General features: G+C 60.6%; 17 protein-coding genes and 1 riboswitch. Of the genes, 8 read left to right on the top strand and 9 right to left on the bottom strand.

What is annotated here, in order from left to right; all coding sequences use genetic code 11:
• Genes GLS_RS07490 through rpe form a run of 3 tightly spaced genes read right to left on the bottom strand, consistent with a single transcriptional unit; the run spans window position 1 to window position 3471 of the window.
• On the bottom strand, window positions 1-1119 hold the full coding sequence (locus GLS_RS07490) for a glycosyltransferase family 4 protein (RefSeq protein ID WP_041111749.1): 1119 nt from the start codon (window positions 1117-1119) through the stop codon (window positions 1-3).
• Between the two features lie 25 nt (window positions 1120-1144).
• A complete protein-coding gene (locus tag GLS_RS07485) occupies window positions 1145-2797 on the bottom strand; it encodes a heparinase II/III family protein (protein WP_041111748.1) in 1653 nt (550 codons plus the stop codon).
• A complete protein-coding gene (gene rpe / locus GLS_RS07480) occupies window positions 2794-3471 on the bottom strand; it encodes a ribulose-phosphate 3-epimerase (protein WP_041111747.1) in 678 nt (225 codons plus the stop codon). Before rpe ends, GLS_RS07485 begins: the two co-directional genes overlap by 4 nt.
• 156 nt (window positions 3472-3627) lie before the next feature.
• Between rpe and GLS_RS07475 the strand changes: the two genes are divergently transcribed.
• Complete coding sequence (locus GLS_RS07475; RefSeq protein ID WP_041111746.1) at window positions 3628-4887, top strand: AGE family epimerase/isomerase; 1260 nt, start codon at window positions 3628-3630, stop codon at window positions 4885-4887.
• Between the two features lie 3 nt (window positions 4888-4890).
• On the opposite strand, the gene GLS_RS07470 is transcribed toward GLS_RS07475, so the two are convergent.
• The 3 genes from GLS_RS07470 to GLS_RS07460 form a co-directional block, all read right to left on the bottom strand.
• Window positions 4891-5490, bottom strand: a complete 600-nt coding sequence (locus GLS_RS07470; RefSeq protein ID WP_226986544.1) for a YdcF family protein — start codon at window positions 5488-5490, stop codon at window positions 4891-4893.
• Complete coding sequence (locus GLS_RS07465) at window positions 5481-6719, bottom strand: MFS transporter (RefSeq protein WP_041111745.1); 1239 nt, start codon at window positions 6717-6719, stop codon at window positions 5481-5483. Before GLS_RS07465 ends, GLS_RS07470 begins: the two co-directional genes overlap by 10 nt.
• A gap of 130 nt (window positions 6720-6849) precedes the next feature.
• A complete protein-coding gene (locus tag GLS_RS07460) occupies window positions 6850-8304 on the bottom strand; it encodes a methyl-accepting chemotaxis protein (RefSeq protein WP_226986543.1) in 1455 nt (484 codons plus the stop codon).
• A gap of 169 nt (window positions 8305-8473) precedes the next feature.
• Window positions 8474-8605: riboswitch (TPP riboswitch) on the top strand.
• Window positions 8606-8697: 92 nt separating this feature from the next.
• Between GLS_RS07460 and GLS_RS07455 the strand changes: the two genes are divergently transcribed.
• From GLS_RS07455 to pnuC, 3 genes are read left to right on the top strand one after another with little or no spacing between them, the layout of a single operon-like run.
• Entirely contained in the window at window positions 8698-11175 is a 2478-nt protein-coding gene (locus GLS_RS07455) for a TonB-dependent receptor (protein WP_041111744.1), read from the top strand.
• A gap of 2 nt (window positions 11176-11177) precedes the next feature.
• Entirely contained in the window at window positions 11178-12332 is a 1155-nt protein-coding gene (locus GLS_RS07450) for a phosphotransferase enzyme family protein (protein WP_041111743.1), read from the top strand.
• On the top strand, window positions 12323-12886 hold the full coding sequence (gene pnuC / locus GLS_RS07445; RefSeq protein ID WP_041111742.1) for a nicotinamide riboside transporter PnuC: 564 nt from the start codon (window positions 12323-12325) through the stop codon (window positions 12884-12886). The genes GLS_RS07450 and pnuC overlap by 10 nt, the downstream gene beginning before the upstream one ends.
• Here the strand turns inward: pnuC and GLS_RS07440 are convergent.
• Window positions 12872-15679, bottom strand: a complete 2808-nt coding sequence (locus GLS_RS07440) for a glycoside hydrolase family 31 protein (protein WP_052327522.1) — start codon at window positions 15677-15679, stop codon at window positions 12872-12874. The genes pnuC and GLS_RS07440 overlap by 15 nt on opposite strands.
• Entirely contained in the window at window positions 15679-18567 is a 2889-nt protein-coding gene (locus GLS_RS07435; RefSeq protein WP_041111741.1) for a TonB-dependent receptor, read from the bottom strand. The genes GLS_RS07440 and GLS_RS07435 overlap by 1 nt, the downstream gene beginning before the upstream one ends.
• Window positions 18568-18965: 398 nt before the next feature.
• Here GLS_RS07435 and GLS_RS07430 point away from each other — a divergent pair, with 398 nt between their 5' ends.
• From GLS_RS07430 to GLS_RS07420, 3 genes are all read left to right on the top strand, one after another.
• Entirely contained in the window at window positions 18966-19418 is a 453-nt protein-coding gene (locus tag GLS_RS07430; protein WP_158413640.1) for an RNA polymerase sigma factor, read from the top strand.
• Window positions 19419-19511: 93 nt separating this feature from the next.
• On the top strand, window positions 19512-20471 hold the full coding sequence (locus GLS_RS07425) for a DUF4880 domain-containing protein (protein ID WP_158413639.1): 960 nt from the start codon (window positions 19512-19514) through the stop codon (window positions 20469-20471).
• A 148-nt stretch (window positions 20472-20619) separates the two neighbouring features.
• A complete protein-coding gene (locus GLS_RS07420) occupies window positions 20620-21717 on the top strand; it encodes an AI-2E family transporter (protein WP_041111738.1) in 1098 nt (365 codons plus the stop codon).
• A 4-nt stretch (window positions 21718-21721) separates the two neighbouring features.
• Here the strand turns inward: GLS_RS07420 and GLS_RS07415 are convergent, their stop codons facing one another.
• A complete protein-coding gene (locus GLS_RS07415) occupies window positions 21722-22648 on the bottom strand; it encodes a LysR family transcriptional regulator (protein ID WP_041111737.1) in 927 nt (308 codons plus the stop codon).
• 113 nt (window positions 22649-22761) lie between these two features.
• On the opposite strand from GLS_RS07415, the gene GLS_RS07410 reads away from it, so the two are divergent.
• On the top strand, window positions 22762-23784 hold the full coding sequence (locus GLS_RS07410; RefSeq protein ID WP_041111736.1) for an isocitrate/isopropylmalate dehydrogenase family protein: 1023 nt from the start codon (window positions 22762-22764) through the stop codon (window positions 23782-23784).
• Window positions 23785-23787: the final 3 nt, after the last annotated feature.

The raw sequence follows: 23787 nt of genomic DNA, 5'->3' as shown, positions 1-23787 counted from the left end.
TCAGGAACCGGCTTTTTCCATAAGCGCCACGACATGCTTCAGGATATGCCGTTCATCATACGCCTCAAGCGCGACCTGCCTTCCGGCCGCACCCATCTTCTGTCTTAACGCTGCATCCTGCGTCAGTGTGCGCAGGGCCTTTGCGAGAGGCCCGGACAGGCCCGGCGAAACCAGAAATCCGGTTTTGCCATCAAGCACCTGCTCTCTCGGTCCCCGGACATCCGTCGCCACAACCGGCAATCCCGTCAGCATCGCTTCGATGACCGACATGGGCAGCCCTTCGAAATGGCTGGGCAGCGCAAACACATCTGCGGCCCTCAGCAATTCGGGAACGTCTTCACGATATCCAAGCATCCGCAGACGCGGGCCGAGACGGTCGCGCGCGCACGCGAAGGCTGCCGTCAGATCCGCGCCATGATCCGAAGGCAGACGCTCCCCGACCACCCAGAGCTCCGCCTCCGGCACATCTTCCATCGCACGCAGCAGTTCGGGATGACCCTTATGCCGCACCAGGCGCGACACCACGATGACCACCGGCCGGTCTTCCGGCACCCCGAGTTCCCTGCGCAAGCGTGCCCGCGTCTCCGGATCGGGATGGTAGCGCCGGGGATCACGACCGTTGCCGATCGCTATGGGGTTGCGGTTCAGATGCAGGCGGCGTGCGTCCCGCGCCTCTTCGCGCGAGACCGTCATATACAGATCCGTTATGCGCCCTGCCGCCCATTCCAGGATCAGGGAAAGCATTCGGCGACGCCATGATCCCGGCTGATTGAACAGGAAGCCATGGCAGGTGTACGCCACGACACGCACCCCGCAGAGCCGCGCGGCAAATCGCGCCAGAATGCCGCTGATCGGCATGTGCCCATGGACCAGATCGGGCTTTTCCCGCCGGATCAGCCGCACCAGAGCAACAAAGGCCCTGTACTGCGCCACCGGTGAAAAGGAGCGGGCCATCGGAACACCATGCACGGTAAAGCCCTCGGCCCGCACAGGCTCCAGATGGGAGCCTTCGGCACAGGCCCCCTGAACGTCATGCCCGGCATCACACAGCTCCCGCATCAGCGGCAGCAGGAACTGCCGGAGCGCAAAATCCACGTTGGTGATTTCAAGTATCTTCACAATCGCATCCCGGACACGAAACAGCCTATTCCGGGATGCGTTCGAGCAGCCAGGTCACGCTCTGATGGGTCCGTTTGACCGCCTTCTCGGCGCCAGTTTTTTCATCAGCCGGCGCGGCCTCTCCTTCTGACGGAGCCACGTCAGGAAGGGCCCGCGGCGTAATGATGATCTGCTGGCAGACTTCGCGCTTCCCCCGTCCCAGATAAACGTCGTTTTCCAGCCTCACGACCCCGTCGCGTTGCCTGAAACGCCAGATCGTCCCGCCAACCTGCAGAATGATGTCCTCATCGTCCTGCGTCACTTTCACATCCGGATGGATATGGAAGCGGATGGCAAAGTCGATGTTGCGTTCCCCATCAATGATTTCCTGCCCGCGCAGATCCTCACCATCGGAGCCGAAATACAGGCGACGGGTCCATTTTGCGCCCAGCGGCGCGTGGTAGCCATCATGCGACAGATCCAGCCAGTGCGCGGAACCATCCGTCTGATGATCGCAGGACACGGTAACCGGCCGGCGCGTCATGCCGCCATCCGGTCCGAAGTCCGCGGACGACAGACCATCTGCTACCAGTACCGTATGCGCGGCACTGCATCGCATGGCATCCCGCCAGGCCCCGACAACGGCACTTCCACAATTCACGAACAGGCGATGACGCTGGTGCGAGAACTCGAAGGACAACGTTCCGGCATGCGCCATGTTGTCAAAACCGGCTGGCGGGGGGGGGCCGCTGTCCACCAGCAGCAGTGATTTGCCGAGTGCCAGCCGCGTGAATTTTCCCTGCGGCATGGCAGGCGCAATTAGCTTCTGTCGCGAGCCCTGCGCCAGAACGTCTTCCACAGCGGCACTGTGCCGCTCGTTCGCTCCGTTAAAGACCGCAAGACCGCCATCCCCGTGCCGCATCGCCCGCAGAACGGGACAGACCTTGTCCAGCGCCCGGTCGATAAAGGGCGGAACACTGGCATGGGCGGTGCGAAACATGACGGACATTTCCGCCAGTTCCCGCGCAACAAGAAACTGCGCCTCCGGGCTGCGCTCCACCACTGTGCCATCCGCCAGAACCAGCCGCTCCAGTTCCCCGGGCAGATAGCGCAGGAATCGGGACATGAACCCCGTCTGCTCAGGCATCGCCATGGCTGCCGCCAGCAGTCCCCGGAATGCCATCAGGCCACGCGCACCCTGCGGGGGCAGAGGCAGAAGGGCCGCGATGGTCCGGCCCTCCACCAGCATCCGTTCCATCAGACGCTGCTGAAGCCGCGGATCGGCGGAGGCCAGGCAGAACTCATGATTCGACAGCCACGACGCCAGACGCGACCCCGTGACACACGCATCGCGAACCAGCGGATCGGTTGGCGGATGCGCCAGCCAGTCACTGACGAGTCCCCGCGCGGTCAGACGGGCCCTGTCGCTCCCGAGGGTCCGCAGATCCCGCAACCAGCTGAATCCGTGGAGCCATTCGCGCACCGGCTCCGGCCAGGGACCACGCTCCCAGTTTCCGTTCGGCAGCGGATAATCCTGTCGGTCGAAACGGAAATGGCCGCCAATCAGGCGCGCACCCTGATCCGGATTGCCTTTCCAGGGATCACGGAACGCATGCACTGGGCCTTCGGAAGCAGGCCCCCCGAAGGGCAGACGGGCAAGGGAGAGACGAAGACCTCGAAGCCAGCGACTGCCTGTCATCCGGTAATCTGTTCCACGAACGGCCCTTCAAGCGCCCTGATGGCCGCGTCCCGGTCCTCTTTTCCGAAAATGGCCGATCCGGCAACGAGCATGGTGGCACCGGCCTCGACCACGCGTGGTGCCGTACTGGGGTCGATCCCACCATCCACGGCGAGGATGATGTCACGACCGCTCTCACGGATCATTTCCGCGAGCGTCCTGATCTTGGAAAGCTGGCTGTCGAGGAAACTCTGGCCACCGAATCCCGGATTGACCGTCATCACGAGGATGATGTCCACCAGATCCATGACTTCCGACAGCGCCACGGCAGGCGTCGCCGGACAGATGGCAACTCCGGGACGGCAGCCCAGGGCGCGGATGGTCTGAAGCGAACGGTGCAGATGGGGCGCGTTCTCGACATGCACCGTGATGTGATCGGCACCCGCTTTGGCCGTTGCTTCCAGATACGGGTCCACCGGATCGATCATCAGATGCACGTCGAATTTCGCATCCGTATGCCTGCGAAGGGCAGCGATAACCGGAGGGCCAAACGAGATATTTGGCACGAAATGCCCGTCCATCACATCAAGATGAAGCCAGGGCGCACGCGCAATGGAGGCGATCTCTTCCCCGAGACGGGAAAAGTCAGCAGCCAGAAGGCTGGGAGCGACGATGATCGAGGGCCGGTCAGTCATACTCTCCTGTATCGGCAAACCCATCGCGCGACGCAAGCCACATCCGCATCCGTGCGCATCTTCGTGAGCATCATGTCTGTTCACATACCCTTCCGGAACCCCGGCGTCCCTGAAACGTCCTGATAGCCACATCTGTCGACCTGCCCGGAGTGCCTCATGACCGACCGCCTTTCCCCCACCCTCCTCAGCCGCGACAGCTGGATCCGCCGCCCCTCTCACCGGGCATGGCTGGAAATGCAGGGTCGCCGCCTTCTGGATTTCAGCAAGGGCGGGTGCATAGACGGCGGTTTTACCGGGCTGGATTTGGAAGGCACGCTGCCTGAAAATGCGAAACCCGAAGCCACGCTGACCGCGCGCTGCGTCCATGCCTATGCCGTGGCGGAACTTCAGGGCCTCCCTGGAAGCGCGCCGCTCGTCGCCCATGGAATCCATGCCCTGCGCACGAATTTCCGTGATGATGCTCACGGCGGCTGGCAGCATTTCGCGGACAAAGACAATGATCGCAAGCAGGCTTACCTGCACGCTTTCGTAGCCCTTGCAGCCTCCTCGGCCGTCCTGATCGGGGCGGAAGGCGCAGGCGACCTGCTCCGGGATGCGATCGATCAGATCGAGACCCATTTCTGGAGCGAGGAGGAAGGCGTCATGCGCGAAAGCTTCGCCCCGGACTGGTCGGACGAGGAAGACTATCGGGGTGCGAACAGCAACATGCATTCCACCGAGGCCTTCATGGCGCTGGCGGACGTCACGGGAGACGTGAAATGGCTGCATCGCGCCCGGCGCATCGTCACGCGCTTCGTGCATGAACTGGCTGCGGCAGAAGGATTCGCGATGCCGGAGCATTTCAACCGCAACTGGACGCTCATGCGGGACTATCACAGCGACAAACCCAACGATGATCTGCGCCCCTACGGCATGACGCCCGGGCATTTCGTGGAGTGGGCCCATCTGACCCTGAAGCTGGAAGCCGCCCTTCTGCGTCACGGCCTGGCCACGCCGGAATGGATGCTGCATGACGCCCAGGCCCTGTTCGAAACCGGGATGAACACCGGCTGGAACGCCGATGGCCGGCCGGGCATGCTCTACACCATCAACTGGGAGCACGGCCCGCATAACCGCAGCCGCATCCACTGGGCGCAGGCCGAAGCTCTGACGGCCGCCATCAACCTCTACAAGCGGACCGGAAATCCCCATTACGAGCACTGGTACCGCATGATCTGGGACTATATCGACACGACCCTGATCGACCGCGATTTCGGAAGCTGGTTCAACGAAGTCAGCCCCGAAGGCGAACCCACCGAGACGATCTACAAGGGCAAGGGAGACCTGTACCACGCCTATCAGGCCACGCTCGCCCCGATGATGCCGCTTGCGCCATCTCTCGCGACTGCCATCGAACAGATTGGCGTTCCCTACTGATCGCTAACGCAAGGGCGCTTTCGTCAGCACATAGACCGGAAGCGCCACGGAATCCCGGAACAGGTACCAGAGTTCCACCATCCGGAAGCGGCACGGCGCCGCCCCCGAGACCGGTTTCACCCCAGCCCGGCGAAGCGCCCATTCCGACCGCAGGACATGAAACCACTGCGTGACCACAATAGCGCCCTGGGGATGCAACCGGGCGACATGCAGGGCCGTCAGCCAGGTGTTGTTTCCGTGCGAATCCACAATGATTGCCGAAGCCGGAACATCCCTGGCTATCAGCCAGTCCGCCATGATCCGGGCCTCGTCCTGATGGTTGCCGCTTTCGATCGCACCGCTCACCATGATCGTCCGCACAAACCCGGCACGCCACAACCGCAGCCCTTCTTCCAGCCGCTCCCGCAGCGCCGGACGAGGCTCCCCGTTCTGCGTAACGGCTGTTCCAAGGATAACCGCCATTTCCGAGCGGACCGGCACAGCCGAGACACCCCGGAACGCGACCCATCCCATCCAGAGCAGCAACAGACCGAACAGCACCACGGCACCAGCCAGTCCCCGACGCAGTCTTCTGAGGATCATGCCCCGGGACGTCAGGAACATGTCTCTTTTCCAGCCTGCAACCGGTGCAGGTAAAGCAGTGCCACCCCGGCCGCCAGAATCCCGGAGAGCGATCCCACCCCCAGCGCCCAGCGAGGGCCCAGACAGTTCGCAACCATGCCCACCAGCGGTGCCCCTAGCGGAGACGATCCTGCAAAGACGGCAAAACGGATCGACACCACACGACCGCGCATGCCCGGATCAGTTGCCAGCTGCATGTAGCTGTTGCTGACCGCCGTGAAGGTCAGCGACGCCATGCCGGCCATGACCAGCGTGACGGCAAAAGCCCAGTATCCCGGCGAAAGCGCGCCCAGCAGACAGGCCAGACTGAAAACGACGGCCCCCTGCGGCAGGGCGGAAAACTGCATGGTCTTACGGCTGGCCGCGAACAGGGCCCCGGTGATCGTCCCGACCGCCATGGCCGAATTCAGAACACCATAGCCATGCGCCCCAACGTGAAAGACGCTGACGGCCATGGTTGAGATATAGATCGGGAAATTGAGCCCGAACGCCCCGAGCAGAAACAGCATGAACAGGATGGTCCGCAGGTCATCACGCTTCCAGACGTAGCGCACGCCTGTCAGAAGATCCTGTTTTTCCTGATGCGCATTTTCGGGTTTGACGGGCGCAAGACGATGCAGTTCCTGTGTCCGCAGGGAGAGGAGCGACATCAGCACGCCATAAAACGAAAGCCCGTTCAGAATGAACGACCAGCCCGAACCGAGTTCCGCGATACAGAACCCCGCCACGGCCGGCCCGATCATGCGCCCTGCATTATAAGAGACGGAATTGAGCGCAACGGCGTTGGCCAGATCCGCTTCACCCACCAGTTCGCCCGCGAAAATCTGCCGCACCGGGCTGTCGAACGCCGCCACACAGCCGCTCAGAAACGCAAACAGGTCCACTTCCCACAACCGGATCAGGCCCGTCACCACCAGAACCCCCAGCGCAATAGCCAGCGTTCCAAGTGCGGCCTGGGTCAGCAGCAGAAAGCGATGCTTCTCCACCCTGTCGGCGATTTTCCCGGTCCAGAAAATCAGCAGGAGCGGTGGCGCGAGCTGAAGCGCCATGACGATGCCGACAGCCGTCGCATCATGCCGGGTCAGTTCCGTCAGAACCAGCCAGTCCTGCGTCGTCATCTGCATCCAGGTCCCGATATTCGAGACCAGGGCCCCCATGGCCCAGATGCGGTAGTTACGTCTCCCCAGAGAACGGAAAGCCTGCCCCATCATGGGCAGGATCCGTCATTCTGGGCAAGGGAGCACAAGGGACGAGCCGGCATGCCGCCAGTGTCGGGAATATCAGGCCCGATGTCGAGGCATGTCGCGATAATGTTCCACCGGCCCGGCCGGGACCGTCTTTTCAGACTTCTGCCGCAGCCAGACTCAGGTTTGCAGGATGCATCCAGTCATCGGACGGCTGCGCAGGAGCAAAACGGAATCTGGACAGTTCGGCAAAAAGATCCTTCGCCTCGTTGCTCAGGTTCCGGCACGCCACGTTGACCTCTTCCACCATCGCAGCATTCCGCTGGGTCATCTGGTCCATTTCGTTGATGGCCTTGTTGATCGTCTCAAGACTTTCAGCCTCACCCGTCGTGGACCGGGAAATCTCTTCAAGCAGTGACGTGATCCCGTCCACATGCTGGCTGATGACCTTCATCGACCGATCCGCTTCGCCGACGAAATGAACACCTTCTTCCACCTGACGCCCCGAGGACGTGATGATGTTGCGGATATCCTGGGCTGATTTGGCCGAACGCTGGGCCAGAGCCCTGATCTCCTTTGCGACCACGTCAAATCCCCGCCCCGCCTCACCGGCGCGCGCCGCCTCAATCCCCGCGTTCAGCGACAGCAGATTGGTCTGGAACGCGATCTCCTCGATCAGGCCCAGAATGCTCTCGACCTGCCGCGAGGAAGCCCGGATTTCCCCCATCGCCGTATTGGCCGAATGCATGACCCCCGAAATCACAACCGTCTGGGCCCGTGTTTCCAGAGACGTCTCACGCGCCTGCACCGCGGAGCGGGCGGTTTTGCCAACTGTCTGCGTAATGCTGTTAAGCGACGCGGCGGACTGGGCAAGGTTGACGGCCTGCCGTTCTGTCCGCTCGCTCAGTTCCGCGGAAGCCGAAGCGATTTCCGACGTCCCGTTGGCAATCATGGACGTCGCATCGGAAATCCGGGCAATCGCCGTGCGGTAAATATGGATGAGTGTATTGAAATCCCGCCGGAACTCTTCAAACCGGTCCTGAAAATGCTCCTGGAACGTGAAGGTCAGGTCCCCCTTCTTCACGATTTCCATCCCGGCGCAGATCGTCCCGATCGTTTCGCTCTGCAGCCGACGGATGCTTTCGCTCTTTCCGGAGAGTTCCTTCTGGATACGCGCGGCCTCACGGGCCTCGCTGGCCGAAACTTCCTGAAGCTTCAGCTGGTTCTGGCTGTTTTCGCGGAAGGACTGAAGGGACCGGGCCAGACGCCCGGCGCAGTCCTGATGATGAAGGCACGGAATGGTAATGTTGAGCGCGCCCCCGGCCACTTTTTCAGTGGCCGCCGTGATCTCCTCGAAGGGAACCGCGACGATACGGATGGCAAATCTGGCGATCAGGAGCGTCAGGGCAATCTGGAACAGCAGTCCCGCGCACTGCGACAGGGTCTGTTCATGTCGATAATGCACGAACAGATGCTGAAAAACCTGCTCAACCATGAACTGAAGCACAGAAACCAGAATCAGAACGGCAAAGAGTACCTTGATTTTCTGGCGGACATAGGCGGTTTTTTCAATCCAGTTCAGCATGAGAGCCTTTTTGACCTCGGGTCTCACGCTATGTTCATGGAGTGGCGTGAGTGTTTGTAAATTTATATCTGCCGCTATTAATAAAAAATGAATATCCCTCTCGAAATTGTTTGCAACATACCCCCGCCCGTATGCGACGCCCGGCTTCAGACGGCTCCGTCATGTTGACAATTTCTCTTCCAGAGAGGATTTGTGACGCTTCACCGTGGGGGGCTCCGGCATGGGGCTGAGATTCTGCTGGTGTGACCCTTAAAAGTCATGCGGCGCAGTGACCCATTGAACCTGATCCAGTTCATACTGGCGGGGAGGGATGGTGGTCGCTGTCTGCCCGACGCATGCCCATGCACAACGCAGCCAGCAGCTTGAACCTTTCCTGTCAGAGCTGAGATCTCATTGCTTGCAGGCGAGGAGTCTCTCATCATGGCACACAGACAATTCCCGGCCCTTCCGGCCCCAGCGTCTGTCAGACCATACTGCCCCCCGACCCGGGAAACGCCCGCGTCTCCCGTTTCACGTTCGCGATACCGCAGCCTTCTGCCCGTCCTGATCGGCACAACGGTCTGTTTTTCGGTCGCGCGTGCCGCCGATACCCCGGCTACGACCAAACCACCGGTCCAGCAGACCGCAGCGCAGGCCGTCAAGTCCCCCAGAGCCGAGCACATCATCGTGCACCGCATTGCGGACAGCGCTCCCGGCAACCAGCCGGGGGGCGGACTGATCCATCTGCAGGACGGCGTGAAATCCGTCAGTACGGTCAGTCAGGATTTCATTTCCAAACAGGCCCCGATGGCAACGGCCTTCCAGCTTGCCTCCATGCTGCCCGGCGCCAATGTCGCCTCATCCGATCCGATGGGCTTTTCACCAAATACGAACATCACCGTCCGCGGTCTCGATAACAGCGCCATCGGCTATGTCCTCGAAGGCATGCCGCTGAATGACGTGGCCTATTATTCCGGCACGCCGAGCCAGTTCGCGGACAGCGAGAACTATCAGGAAATCGCCCTGGCGCAGGGATCGGCCGATCTCGACAGTCCCGTTCTGAACGCGGCCGGCGGCCTGATGAACCTGACATTCCGCGACCCCGCCAAAAAGGCCGGTGGCGATGCCAGCGTGTCCTATGGGTCCTACAACACCAACCGCGAATTCATCCGCCTCGATACCGGCGACATCGCCCATACCGGCATCCGTGGCTTCGTGTCCTATTCCCATGGCGCAACCGACAACTGGCGCGGACCCGGACGCGACGAGAAACAGCACGTCGATTTCAAGTTCCTCAAGGAATGGGGACAGGGCAACCGCGCCAGTCTCCTTGGCTCTTTCAACACGACCATCACAAGCTGGTATCCCGAACCGACAATGGAAAGCTGGAAATCGGACGGCATCAAAGGCCAGAACAACCTTCTGGCCCGCTATGACAGCAGCAATCCCGAAAACGGCGCGAATTACTGGCGCCTGTGGCGTGACGGAGAACGCACGCTTTATGGCGGAGCGCCCGTTCACCTGACACTGACAGACCGTCTGTCCCTGGACGTCACGCCTTACGCCCAGTTCGCCTATGGCAACTGGCCGGGTGGAAGCACGATGTCCACCTCCGGTCTCTATCAGGGCACGCAGGCCCTGTCCGACACGCTGAACCTGCCCGGCGCGCAGGACGGCGTCGGCGTGGTCCGCGCGGATTATACCCAGCGCAGCTACCGCTCCGGCTTTACCAGCGCCCTGCATTACAAGACCGGCTGGAACGATTTCGTCCTCGGTTACTGGTACGATTACGGCGACGACAACGAGCAGCAGCCGTTCACAGCCGTCCAGACCAATGGATATGCCCCGGACATCTGGGCAGAAAACGGCAAGGACGTGATCCGCCTGTCAAACGGCGAGCGGCTTCTGGGCGGCAGTTTCCATACCATTTCCCAGACCAATGCCCTGTTCGTCGGCGACCACATGTCCCTGCTGCACGACCATCTGGCCATCGATCTCGGCTTCAAGGCCGTCATGATGAGCCGCGACGGCACGAACAGCCTGCCGGGCCCGCAGTACCATGTCGCGTCCAACAGCATGGAGCCCCTGCCCCGTCTGGGCGTGCGCTGGCGGATTGATGGCGAGAACCAGCTTTTCTTCAACGCCACAACCAATTTCCGCGCACCCGACCAGACCGCACTTTACAACACTTATGACCCCTCATCAGGCGAGATGTACGGAACCGGCTCCACGGATGTCCGCAACGAATATTCCATTTCCGAAGAGCTGGGATATCGCCGGACGGGGCGCTGGATCATCGGCAGCCTGACGCTGTTCAACTACAACTTCACCAACCGCCAGATCTCCACCCAGGCCGTGCAGAACGGCTCCATCGTCAGCACGACCATGAATGCCGGCGGCCAGACGTCACGCGGCGTGGATGTGGAAATCGGCCTGCGCCCCTGGCACCATTTCAGCCCCTATGTTTCGGGTGAGTACCTGCACGCCACCATCGACAATGACCTGATGTCCGGCGGGGACCTTCTGCGCACCCGTGGCAAGATCGCTGTCCGCAGCCCAACCCTTCAGGCCGCGGCCGGGCTGAGCTACGATGACGGACACATCTTCGGCGTCGCCACCGTGCATTACACCGGCCACCAGTACGCCACGTTCATGAATGACGAGCGCGTCTCGGATCATACGACGGGTGATCTCGCCATCGGCTACCGCTTTTCGGATCACGTCCATCTGCATCAGCCGACCCTGCGGATGAACTTCATCAACATCACGAACGAGCACTATCTTTCCGGCGTGGCCAGCCCCACCCTGAACGCCAAGGACACGACCGGCGTCTATGGCACGACCATCGCCGGCAGTGCCCCGAGCTATTATATCGGTGGCGGCTTCGCGGCCCTGTTCACCGCCTCCACAGGATTCTGAGCATGGCAGAGGCATCCGGACAGTTCGGCGTCAACGGTCCCGAAAACAAACGGGACTGGCCGGCACTGTCGGATGCCGAAGCCTGCGAGGTCCTGTCCCATTTCCCGCTTCCAGCCCCAGCCCGACAGGTCGTCTGGCATGGACGGCGACCGTTTTCCTCAACGGGCGTCGTCTCGCTGGAAGATGGGAGTCGGGTTTTCGTCAAACGTCACGACCATTGCCTGCGCGATGCCACAGCTCTTGGGGAAGAACACCGCTTCATCGCGCATCTGGCCGAACAGGGCGTTCCGGTCGGCCAGACATGGCGTACGAAAACCGGCCAGGCCGCCCTCGATCTCGATAGGTCAGCATACGAAGTCTTTTCCATCATGCCCGGCCATGACCTGTACGAAACCGTGCAGTCCTGGGAGCCTTTCCACAATATCCGGCACGCCTTTTCCGGCGGTATGCATCTAGGCCAGTTGCATGAGGCTGCCAGAAGCTTTGACGCTCCCGCACGTCCTTCACGCCGCCCCCTGCTCTCGACATTCGAAGTCGTCACATCCCCTGACCTGATGGCCGGGCTGGAACGCTGGATTCCACAACAGGCCGGGCTGATAGAGGCCCTGACCCGTCATCCCTGGCGTGAGGATATCCCCGCCGCCCTGCTGCCGTTTCATGAGAGACTGAAACCCCATCTCGGCACGATCCAGCCCCGCTGGGGCCATGGTGACTGGCATCCCTCCAACCTGTTCTGGAGCGGCACCGGAGCAGACGCACAGGTCTGTGGCATTCTCGATTTCGGCATGTCGGACCGGACCTGCGCCGCCTATGATCTTGCGGTCGCCATCGAACGCACCGCCATTGCATGGCTCGAACCCCAGAACGACTGTTCCGTCATTCATGAACGGCTCGAAGCGTTCCTGTCCGGCTATCTGGCGCAATATGCGCTCTCCCGCGAAGAACGCCGTCTGGTGCCCCTTTTCCTGCCGCTTGTTCACGTCGAATATGCCCTCTCCGAAGTCGCCTATTACGAGACGCTGGTCCACGACCGGGCGGGCGTGAAAGCGGCCTATACGGACTATCTTCTGGGCCACGCGCACTGGTTCGCCTCGCCCTCCGGGCAGCAGTTCCTGCGCTGGCTGACCCGGACCCTTCAGGCCCCCTCATGTCCCTGATCGAAATTCTGGGTGCTGTCCTCAGCGCACTCGCCGTCTGGCTGACGTCACGTCGCAGCATGATCTGCTGGCCCGTCTCGCTGGCGGCAGCGGGGCTGTACTGCTGGGTGTTCCTCAAAGCGCGGCTCTATGCCGATGCAGGACTTCAGATCGCCTTCAGCCTCTACGTCATTTACGGATGGCGGCACTGGCGCCGGATGGAAAAACCGGATGGCCGGATCCGCGTCCGCCGCCCGACACGCCGTACCCTTCTGAACGGACTGCTCTGCGGCGCGGCGGGAAGCGCAGTCTGGGCCTTCGTCCTCACCCGCTTCACCAACGATCCCATGCCCGTCACGGATGCCACCCTCACGGCCTACAGCATCCTTGCCCAGTGCTGGGACACCATGCGCTATCGCGAAACCTGGTCCCTGTGGATCGTGGTGGACAGCGCCTATGTCGCGCTGTTCATCAGCCGCGGCCTTTACCCGACGGCGGTCCTGTATGCCGGCTTCGTCCTGCTCGCCGTCAACGGATACCGCCTGTGGAAGCCCGATCCGTCAGCCACCCCGTAATTCTGAACCAGAGGAAACCGCCTCTGTCATGAGGGACCGGGCGCGGTTCAGGGCTGCGTGCAGGATAATCGCTCTTTCAGCCATCGCCTGCGCATCATGCCTGTCGATCCCGTAGAAGAGCTGTTTGAATTTCTGATCCACGGCCTTCGCAAGCATGTCCGCATGCGCTGCGACCGCCGATTGCGCATCAGGAACGCGCCCGTTGAATGATGCCAGTTCGTTCTGGGCACTGGCCGGATGATACGCCATGCGATCCCCGGTCTGCATTGCCAGAACCAGCGCATCGGGGGCAGCGTGCAACCGCTCGAACGGAGCCAGCGCGTCATAGGCCGCACGCAGCAGGATCAGACGTCCCTGAAATCCATCCCGCCCCTCACGGCCTGCTCCAGAAACCGACGACCGGGACACCTCGATCACAACAGGCTTCCGTACAGTACTCGCCGCTACGGGAATGATCGTGGTCAGCGTATTCCCGTCATAACGCCATCCCGACACCTTAACCCGATCAGTAAATGCCAGCGGATGTCCATTCACACGCACGCTCTGCGGCGGCAGGTCTGCGGGCAGACGCAGTTCATAGACACGGGTGGGCGCAGACGCTCCCTGAACAGGCCCGATGACGATCCGCAGATCCGAGCCATCCGCAGAGCGAGATGCCTGTATCGGCAGACGCGCCGAGACGTCCTTCTGATAAGACGTCCCCTGCCCCGTATCATCATAAACATCATACCGGCTGCTCTGTCCGGGTTTGAGCGGCCAGACTTCCACACCCAGTCTTGCGGCAAGGCTGGCATCCGCCCCTGTTGCAGCCACACGCTGCGGCACGATCGCGCCTTCTTTCACCAGAACCGGTGTCTGCTCCAGCGTATAATGCCGTTTCAGCAGGCGCGGGCCTTCCAACCGGGCGCCGCTGCTTGCATCAATCCATGTGCCCGGGGGAACCCAGAGCGTCTGTTCCGCCAGACCTGTCCGGGGATCGGAAGGAGCCGTAACGGGGGCGACGACCATCTGTTCGCCAAAGACATATTCGCCTCTGGTCGCGTAGGCCTCGTCATTTTCCGGCCAGTCGTAATAGAGCGGATGCAGGAAAGCGACGCCGGTGTCATAGGTGCGGCGCGCTTCCGTATAGAGATACGGAAACAGCAGCGCCCGGCGGCGTAGCGCGTCCTGCATGATATCCGAATACGGTTCCGGATAGGCCCAGACGCGCCGTTCCGCATCCGGATTTTTCGTCGTGTGCGTCCGGAACACCGGACTGTAGACGCCGAACTGGATCCAGCGCGTATAAAGCTCTGGCCCTACCGCCCCCGGCGCGTGGCCGCCGATATCATGGCTCCAGTAGGCATAACCCACATTCGCCGCCGTTGCCGTAAACCACGGCTGAAACACCAGACTGGCCCAGTTCGCATGCGTGTCGCCGGAAAAGCCGATCTGATAGCGATGGTTTCCCAGCCCACCCCAGCGATGAAAAACGAGCGGCCGTGCGCCCTGGGACGCCTGCTCCATGAAGTGGAGATAATTCAGCCACCATGTCGGATTAAGCCCCGGCAGATCCGTCCTGTTCTGCTGCTGCCAGTCCAGCCACCAGAAATCCACGCCCTGCGTTTCCAGCGGACGATGCAGCACGGAAAAATACGCGTCCACATAATGCGGATCCGTCGGCGCAAAAGGAATGTACGGCCCGTGATCCGCAGGAAGACGAATCGCGGTTTCCATCTCCCGGTAGCGATCCTCCCAGGGCTGCACGCCTGATGCCGGATGCAGGTTCAGCGAAACTTTCACGCCGGCATCATGCATCCGCTGCAAAAAACCTTCCGGATCGGGAAACAGGATCCTGTTCCAGCTATAGCCAGTCCAGCCCAGCTTGTTCTTCGACAGGTCACTCAGACCGCGCGCGACCAGCTGGTCCTGCGAGACATGCCAGTCCATGTCCACGACAACCACATCCAGCGGCAGGGCGTGCTGCGCGAAGGCAGACACCATCCCCAGAAGATCCTGATCGCTATACGCCCAGTAACGCGACCACCAGACCCCGAACGCAAATTTTGGCGGAAGCGGAATTTTTCCAGCCACGCGCGTAAAATCGGCCAGCGCGGCCCGGTAATCATGACCATACCCGAAAAAATACAGGTCCTGCCGCGGACCATCCGGCCGTGCTACGGCCCAGGGCCATGAAAGCGGCGATGTCCCTATGCCAGACCCTGCTTTTGCCGCCGGAAAGTCACGGTCAAACAGCGGACGGCTGGAATCATCGACAACAGACCATCCACTGCGGGAGACCAGCCCCTGCTCCATCGGCTCCTTCAGCTTCGCACCATTCGAGCCGTCCAGCGTGCGGGTGGTGCCGAGAAGGTTCGCATCATCCGCCTGTCCCGGCACCCAGTGCGGCCGGACCGTCCCGCATGTAACGTCAACCGACAGATTTTCAGCCGTCAGTTTTCCATCGCCGGACGGATGGTAACGCAGCACCAGACAGGCGGTCCGAAGTTCCAGCGCCCCATCCTGATGCTCCTGCGTATAATGCGGTACTGGAAGACGACGGTTGATGAAGGCCAGGGACGCCCGGTCCTCAAACCGTCCGTCAGCAGGCCATTCCATCCGCACAAGACGGTCGGTCAGGACAGTAAACCGGGCATTTCCGAACCTGACGACCGCCCCGGCGTCCGCCACCGGCGAAGCCGGCTTTCCGTGCCCTGCCGCGTGCGCCAGTGCGGTAGACAGCATCAGGGCCGTCCAGACCCCGACCATCCTGACACGCGGACAAAACCATTGCCGCGCGAGCATTTCAGGCATCAATTATAATCCATGATGAGATGGAAATAGACGCCACGACCCAGATAGTTCGTATTGTCCGTGTACTGAAGTTTTGAGCCGGTAACGTTATTGAAATGCGTATTGGTAAGGTTCTGGACTTCGTACTTGAAGCTGACCGTTTTGTAGACCCGATGCCAGAACGCCATGTTCAGCATGAAGGTATCGCCCTGTCCGGTATTGTCGTTGGGCGTCGTGCCGAGACCGGTCAGGAACTTGCCGTTGTAGTTGGCAGTCGCCCGCAGGCCGCCATGGATGGCAGGGATATGCCAGGTCACGGCACCGTTCACCAGAACATCGGGCTGATAGATCAGGTGATTGGTGCGCATGAGCACACCGTTTTCGTAGTAGTGCATGTGCCCCTGCATCCAGGTGGCATTGACCGACAGATCGAAAACCTGCCCGAGGACGGCGATGGACCGGTCGAGGGCCGAAAACTCCACACCGCGCAGGATGGAGCTCGTCGCGTTCATCGGCGTCGTGCTCTCGTAGATTTCGCCGTCCTGCGAGTAGATGCTGGTCTGGTTGTAAATGTCGTCGCTGATGATCTTGCTGAAGAAGGTCGCGCTCAGAACGCCATTGCCATGATCGAAGAACTTGTCCAGCGCCACATCGAAGTTATGGGCCTTGCGGGGACGCAGATTGGGATTACCCATGCTGATCGTGCAGGTCGCAATACTGGTCTCGTCACTCGAACCGCAGGTCATCTTTTCGGCCTGCGCGATATTGGACGGTGTCGGACGGCCGATGGAGCGGCTGTAGGAGGCGTGCAGATTGATGCTCATCGGGAAATGATGAACGATATCGAATGACGGCAGCGGGTTGATGTAACTGCCATTCCGGCGGGCAAAATTGCTCGACGCAATCCCGTTGGAAGATGTCGGCGACCAGGACGTGTAGTTCACGTTATCCGCCCGCACACCAGCAATGAACACGGTCTTGGGCAGCGCATAATGCAGCGAGAGATACCCGTCCGTGACATCCTCACGATACCGGTAATCGCTCATCGTCGAATTATACTTGCTGGTCGCTGCATTGGCCGCACTCTGCGACAGCTTGGACCAGTCATAGGTCAGGCCATTCACGTTCATGAACACGAACGGAATGCTCCAGCGCCAGGGGTAATAATTGGAATACATGGCGTCACTCGTGACATTGGCGCCGTTGTTCCAGATCTTGTCCTGTTCATTGAACTGGATGTTGAATTCCCGCCATTCAAAGCCCGCAGCCAAACCGAAGCCGCGCGCGCCGGGGGCGATATTATAGTTGTAATCGGCTCTTACCGTCGGGATGCTCTCGCTGGACTGCCGCCACTGCTGCTGCATCTGGTAGGATTTCCAGGTCGCGTTCTTAACGAGGTTCGGATTGGACAGGGAGTCGATCCGGAACATCTCGCCATTTTCGGGGTCGCCCGAATAATTGGCGTAAAGCTTGCTCGGATAGGTCCGCATCCGCTCGAGCGGCTGGTAATTGTCGTAATCTTCCCACGTGTAACCGGCACGGATCACCACATTATGCTTGCCGTGCGTCCAGTCCAGATGTCCGATCAGGCCATTGGAGCTTCGTGAATATGTATCCTGGATGCGTCGTGAGTAGATGCTGTAAATATTCTGCGTGCCGCTGGTGGCCGTCTGATTGGCGATATAGTTACTGTTGAAATTGTAATTGTTCAGATCACCAACCTGATTTTCCTGACGCCGATAGGTCCAGCCCAGAATGGAGGCCGTAATTCCGGTATTGATCGGCCGCCACTCCAGCTTTCCCGAACCACCCAGCGTCGTGACCGAGTTCGCGTATTCCGAAGTCGTATAGTTGGTGGGCGCGAGTTTGTGGTTCCATTTCGGAGACGTCGGTTCACTCGTCGCGGTGCCGGACGTATCGTAATACTGAAAATCGCTGACGCTGCCGGTCTGGTTGGTCACACGGTCCTGATAACGGCTCGAAATGATGATGCCGAATTCCTTGTTCTTGCCGAACCGGTCGGAAATCACGGCCTTCTCACCGGCACCCATGTGCTTGGAATGCCCGCTCAACCCGTTCTGCCCGGCCGATCCCGCGTAAAGGGAGTCGATGCCGTATCCGTCAAAATAGGCGTAACGCCCCTTGTGATCGAATGCGCTCATCGGGATCATGTCGATGACGCCGCCAATGGCATCGCCCGACTGCTCGGCCGTAAAACTCTTGTAGATGTTGGTGTGCGACGTCATTTCCACAGGCGTATCCTGAAGATTGACGCGCCTCGTTCCCGAACCGGTTTCACCGATCGAGGCCAGGGTCAGACCATCGACGGTGGTATGGTTCAGGTCAGGACTGATACCGCGCAGACTGACATAACGCGGTTCATCGCCGTTATAGATCGCCGCGACACCGGGCAGCAGGATCAGCGACGATGCGATGGACGAATTTCCACCCAGATTTTCAAACGGGTCATACGCAATGCTGTCGACAATGATGTTCGACGTCCGCTTTTCGGATTTTACCATCCGGTGCCCGTACGAGAAGATCTTCTCGACATCGTTGGCTTCAACATCGTTGTTATGCGGCGCTGCTTCCGACTTTCCCGGCGCCGGCGTGTGGGAAAGGACGGCTCCTTTTCTGTCGAAATAACTGACGGACAGCGACGTTCCCGCAAGCAGGGCGCGCAATGCGGCCTGATCGTCCATCACGCCTTTGACCGCGTGCGGGTGGATGCCCTGAGCCGTCCCGCCCGGCACCGCAACACCGATGCCGGTGATCTGCTGGTACCGTGCAAGCGCCGCCGGCAGACTGCTGGAATCGATATTGAATTCATGGCTCGCCGCATGCGCGACGTTCCAGGAGCCGACCACTCCAAAAGAGAGGAGGGCGGCATGCAGTCTGAAGCACTTCATCGTGTTCGAATAATCCTGGAGCAAGGAGAGCGTTCGCAGAGGAAGACGCGCGCTTCCAAAAATACCGACACGATTTTTCAGGAATAATTGTTAAGCTTTTATTTCACTCCACAACCCCATAAGGAATCTTACCTTATATACCCTGTTATTTTCGGGGATTGTCTTATAATTTTCATAAATAACCAGCTTATTCACCTCTCCAATACCATGATACGGAACGCCGCCACAGGATACAGCCCTGAAGGAACGTTATGTCCGGCGCGCCAGTACGACCTTCACAGCCCCCCCGAAATGTTGAGCACACCTCTCCTGCGAGTGAGCCCGCCAGCCCTGTATCCCTGCCGGAAGAGGACTGCTTCGACTGGATTGCCCGGGCCATTGTCCCGCATGAACGTGCCGTGAGATCCTGGCTCGGCACGGTACCTCTGCACGGTGTCACGCGCGACGACATCATCCAGGAATGCTACGCCCGCCTCTGCACGGCCAAACCCCGTGACATTCAGGATGGCCGGGCCTTCTTTTTCCGGTGCGCCAGAAATCTGGTCATCGAGCATGGCCGCCGCGCCAAGCTCTATACGCTGATCCAGCCGGTTCATGACATGGAAGAGCAGCTTGCAGATGCCTCGCCGGATCCGGAACAGGTCTATGCCAGCCGGAAAAAGCTCGACTGGCTGAAGCAGAAGCTCAACGATATGCCGCAACCGTACCGAAATACATTCATTCTCCGAAAACTGTATGACTGCGATCAGGACGACATCGCGACCCGACTTGGCATTTCAAGACGGTCGGTCGAACGGCACATCGCAACCGGCCTCGCCTATCTCCTCAAGGCCAGAAGCGACGATTCCTGACACCCGCCAGTCAGACTTCTCCCCGGCGCCGGACACATCATGGAAAGCGCGCCCCCATCCCGCGACAGGGTCCAAAGTCGAAAGTATCGTTTCTTGCCTGAAGACAGATCAGAAGACAGCACCGCACGTGACGCCATGGCCGCACACTGGGTCATACAGCAGGATGCTCAATCCCTCACTGGCAAAGAACGTCAGGACTTCGAGGCATGGCTTGCTCAGGACGTGCGCAATTTCGGCGCGTATGTCCGCGCCCAGGCCTTCTTCAGGCATCTGAATTACCGCGCGTCTCCATCCCTGAGCCATGTCCCTGCCCGCAATACGCCGAGCCGTCCGCCCCGCACAGCGACCATATCGCGACGGCGCTTTCTGCCGCTTGCCGCCGCCTCGATCGGGAGCCTGATGCTGTACGATACGGCCCGGGACCAAACAGTCCGTCTGGAGCGCGGACACGAACTCCCCCGCAATTATGCCTGGCATCAGGGCGTGATTACTCTGGATGCCCTCACCACCGCTTACCTGCCGGAAGCGACCTCCAGCGACCGGATCGAGATGATCAATGGCCGGCTCGGCATCCAGCTTCATTCCGGGATCGTCTCGGTCTCGACAGACACCCTGCGCCTTACGGGAACAGCGGCGGATTTCGATCTGACACGCTCACCTCAAGGCCTGCGCCTTCAGCACTATGCCGGGACGCTCACCTGGCAGACCCCTGATGGCCAGCACCAGCTGACCACCCCCACAGCCGTCGAGTTCACGCAAGCCGGTCGCAGCCTGCAAGCGACCTGCCGCCCGCTCTCCCCCGATGACATCATCGAACAGACGGCGTGGCGACAGGGAACCCTCGTGCTGAACGACACAACGCTCCAGAATGCGCTTGCGCGATTTGCCCCCTATACACGCCTGAAACTCATGATCCGCGATCCCCATCTTTCAGGAAGCAGGATCTCCGGCAGCTTCGCTCTCGCGGCCCCTGAAGATTTCGCCCTGTCCATTGCACGCCTGATCCGATGCCGGGTTGAGATATCCAACAAGGGCATCGCCTTTACGGCGTAAAAAACACCCCGGACACCCTGGCTGGCTTGAGGCCTTCTGCTGAGCATTCGCAGATTTCAGATACCCCTACTTTCTCCTGCGGGCAGATCGGCCTATCTTTCCCTGCACTACAGTGCTGATTTTATTTCCACGGAAAGCCAAGCCTTCAATGCCAGACCTTTTCCAGAACGGTTCTCAGGACAATACCCGGTCCGTTCTGGTTGCCCTGCTGGCGAGCGGCATTGTCATCAGCGCCATCTGGATCCTCAAGCCGTTTCTTCCCGCCACGATCTGGGCCGTCACGATCGCGGTGACAACCTGGCCCATGCTGCGACGGCTTCAGACCTTCGTCGGAAACAGCCGCCGGGTGGCCGTTTCCCTCACCATCCTGATTGCGATGCTGGTGTTCATCCTGCCGCTCTGGCTCGCCATCACGACGGTTTCGAGCCATTTCGGCGATATCATCGCGCTGGTTTCCTCGTCTTCCACACTCCACATCCCGGATGAGCCGCCATGGATGGGCCGGCTTCCCCTGGTGGGCCCGCATATCGCGCCATTCTGGGACCGCATGCAGCACATGCAGTTCCCCGAAATGGTCCGGCAGGTCATCCCCGCCCCGGAAACCCTCATCCACACATTCCTGGCCTATGCGGGCAGTTTCAGCATTCTGGCCCTGCAGTTCATCCTCACGCTGGTCATTCTCGGCGTGCTCCTCATGCGCGCGGAATCAGCGATCGCCGTTGCGGACACGCTCGTCACCATTCTGGCCGGCAATCGCGGCAAGGAAATGCTCCAGCTTGCGGCCTACACGATCCGGGGGGTCGCCTTTGGCGTGACCGTCACCGCGGTCGTTGAATCCGCCGTGGCCGGGATCGGACTGAAACTCGCCGGTGCGCCCTGGGTCAGTATCCTGACCGCCGTGACCTTCATGGTCTGCCTGCTTCAGGCCGGCCCGGGCGTCACCCTGATCCCAGCCGTGATCTGGGTCTATTTCGACCGTGGTCTTGCCCCGGCAGCGCTTCTGCTCGTCGTCACCATCATCACGATCATCATCGATAACGTCTTGCGCCCGTTCCTGATCCGCAAACAGGCCGATATCCCGCTCATTCTCATCATGCTCGGCGTGATTGGCGGGCTCGGCGGACTGGGGCTGGTCGGGATCTTCATCGGCCCGCTGATCCTCTCCGTGGCCTATACACTGACCAAGAGCTGGATCAGTGACTCCCGCCAGACACCCCCACCCGTTTCAACGCCTCTGGACTCCTGAACCCTCATTCCGCCGCGACCGCACCATAGGCCTGCCGGATACGGCGGGCCTGATGGATGAAATACAGCTTGGCCCCCGTCATCCGGACCGAGCGGAACACGAGATAAAGCGGCGCCGTCAAAGCCGTGCGGGAAGTGAGCGGGATATAGACCACCTGCCCTGCGTGATGCTGCTGCATGGACTGGGGCACGAGTGAAATGCCCAAGCCCCCAGCCACAAGGTTCAGAGCGGCCAGAAGCTGCGGACCTTTCTGGCGGATCCGCGGGGTAAAGCCCGCGCCCAGACAGGCATCGACGATCGTCTTGTACAGGCCGTTATTGTACTGGCTCTGATACAGGATGAAGTCCTCGTCCTCGAGTTCAGCCAGCTTCAAGCCTCCCGCAGGCGCCTCTTTCGCCAGCCTGTGCGTCCGGGGTACAGCCACCACCATCGGCTCTTCCACAATCAGTTCGACCACCACATCCGACACATAGGGGATGGACGTCCGGACGAAAGCGACATCCACGGTATCTTCCCGGAGCGCCCCCAGAAGCTGGCTGGAATTACCTTCCGTCAGTGTCAGCCCCACATCGGGCCAGGTTTCGCGGAACTGACCCAGCATGTCCGGCAGACTGGGATGACACAGCGCGGAGTTCGTGAACCCGATCGACAGTTCTCCGGCCTCACCACGCACAATCCGCCGGACATCCTCAACCGTCTCATCCATACGCTCGATGACATCATATGCCCCCTTGAGCATGCTGCGCCCGGCCGGGGTCAGGCGCATACCACGGGCATGACGTTCAAAGAGCTGGACCCCAAGTTCCTGCTCCATACCCTTGAGCAGCCGGGTCAGCGGAGGCTGCTGGATCCCGAGCCGCTCGGCAGCACGCGTCAGGTTGCGTTCTTCGGCAATGGCGATGACGGCATGGAGATGTCTGAGTTCGATCATTCCATACCTTTAAGGTATGATGAAACCTTCCCGCAAACATTGGTTTCCACCATGAAACCCCTTTAAGGTCCCCCGCGTCACAGACACATCCTTTGACCGAACAGGAACGCGCCATGACCAAGACCATTCCCGCCACGCTCATCGCCGGTGACGGAATTGGCCCGGAAATCATGCAGTCGGTCACGACCGTCATGGATGCCCTCGGCGCCCCCTTCCTCTGGGATCACCAGAGCGCAGGCGTAGGTGCATTCGACCAGCACGGTACGGCCCTGCCCGAGGCCACGCTCGACAGCATCCGCCGCACCGGCCTCGTGCTGAAAGGGCCGCTGACCACGCCTGTGGGCAAGGGCTTCCGCTCCATCAACGTCACGCTGCGTCAGGCCTTCGACCTTTACGCCAATGTCCGCCCGACCCAGACGATCGTGCCCGGCGGTCGCTATGAGAACGTCGATCTGGTCGTGATTCGCGAGAACATCGAAGGCCTGTATGCCGCGATGGAGCATTACATGGCCGTGGATGGTGACCCCGAAGCCGTGGCATACGGCGCCGGGTTCAATACCCGCGCCGAATGCAACCGGATCGTCCGCTTCGCCTTCGAATACGCCGTGAAGAACAACCGCAAGAAGGTGACGCTCGTTCACAAGGCGAACATCCTGAAGATCCTGAGCGGCCTGTTCCTGCATGAAGGTCGCAAGGTCGCTGCGGAATATGAAGGCCGCGTGGCGCTGGAAGAACGCATCGTTGACGCCTGCGCGATGGAACTTGTGATCCGCCCGGAGAATTACGACGTCATCGTCACGACCAATCTGTTCGGCGATATCCTGTCCGATCTGACAGCCGGTCTCGTGGGCGGTTTGGGTATGGCACCGGGCGCGAATATCGGCGAGAAAATGGGAATCTTCGAGGCTGTGCATGGCTCTGCACCCGACATCGCCGGACAGGGCATCGCCAATCCGCTGGCGCTGATGATGGCGGGCAGCATGATGCTGGCCCATGTCGGACGGCAGGACCTGTCCCAGCGTCTGGACAGCGGCATGAAGCAAATCCTTCAGGTCGAAGGCCTCCGCACCCGCGATCTGGGCGGCAAGGCCACCACGCAGGACGTCACGCAGGCCCTTCTGCGCGCCATTCAGTAATAT

It is taken from the genome of Gluconobacter oxydans DSM 3504, assembly GCF_000583855.1.
Lineage (GTDB): Bacteria > Pseudomonadota > Alphaproteobacteria > Acetobacterales > Acetobacteraceae > Gluconobacter > Gluconobacter oxydans.
This window is presented reverse-complemented; position numbering and strand designations above follow the sequence as displayed.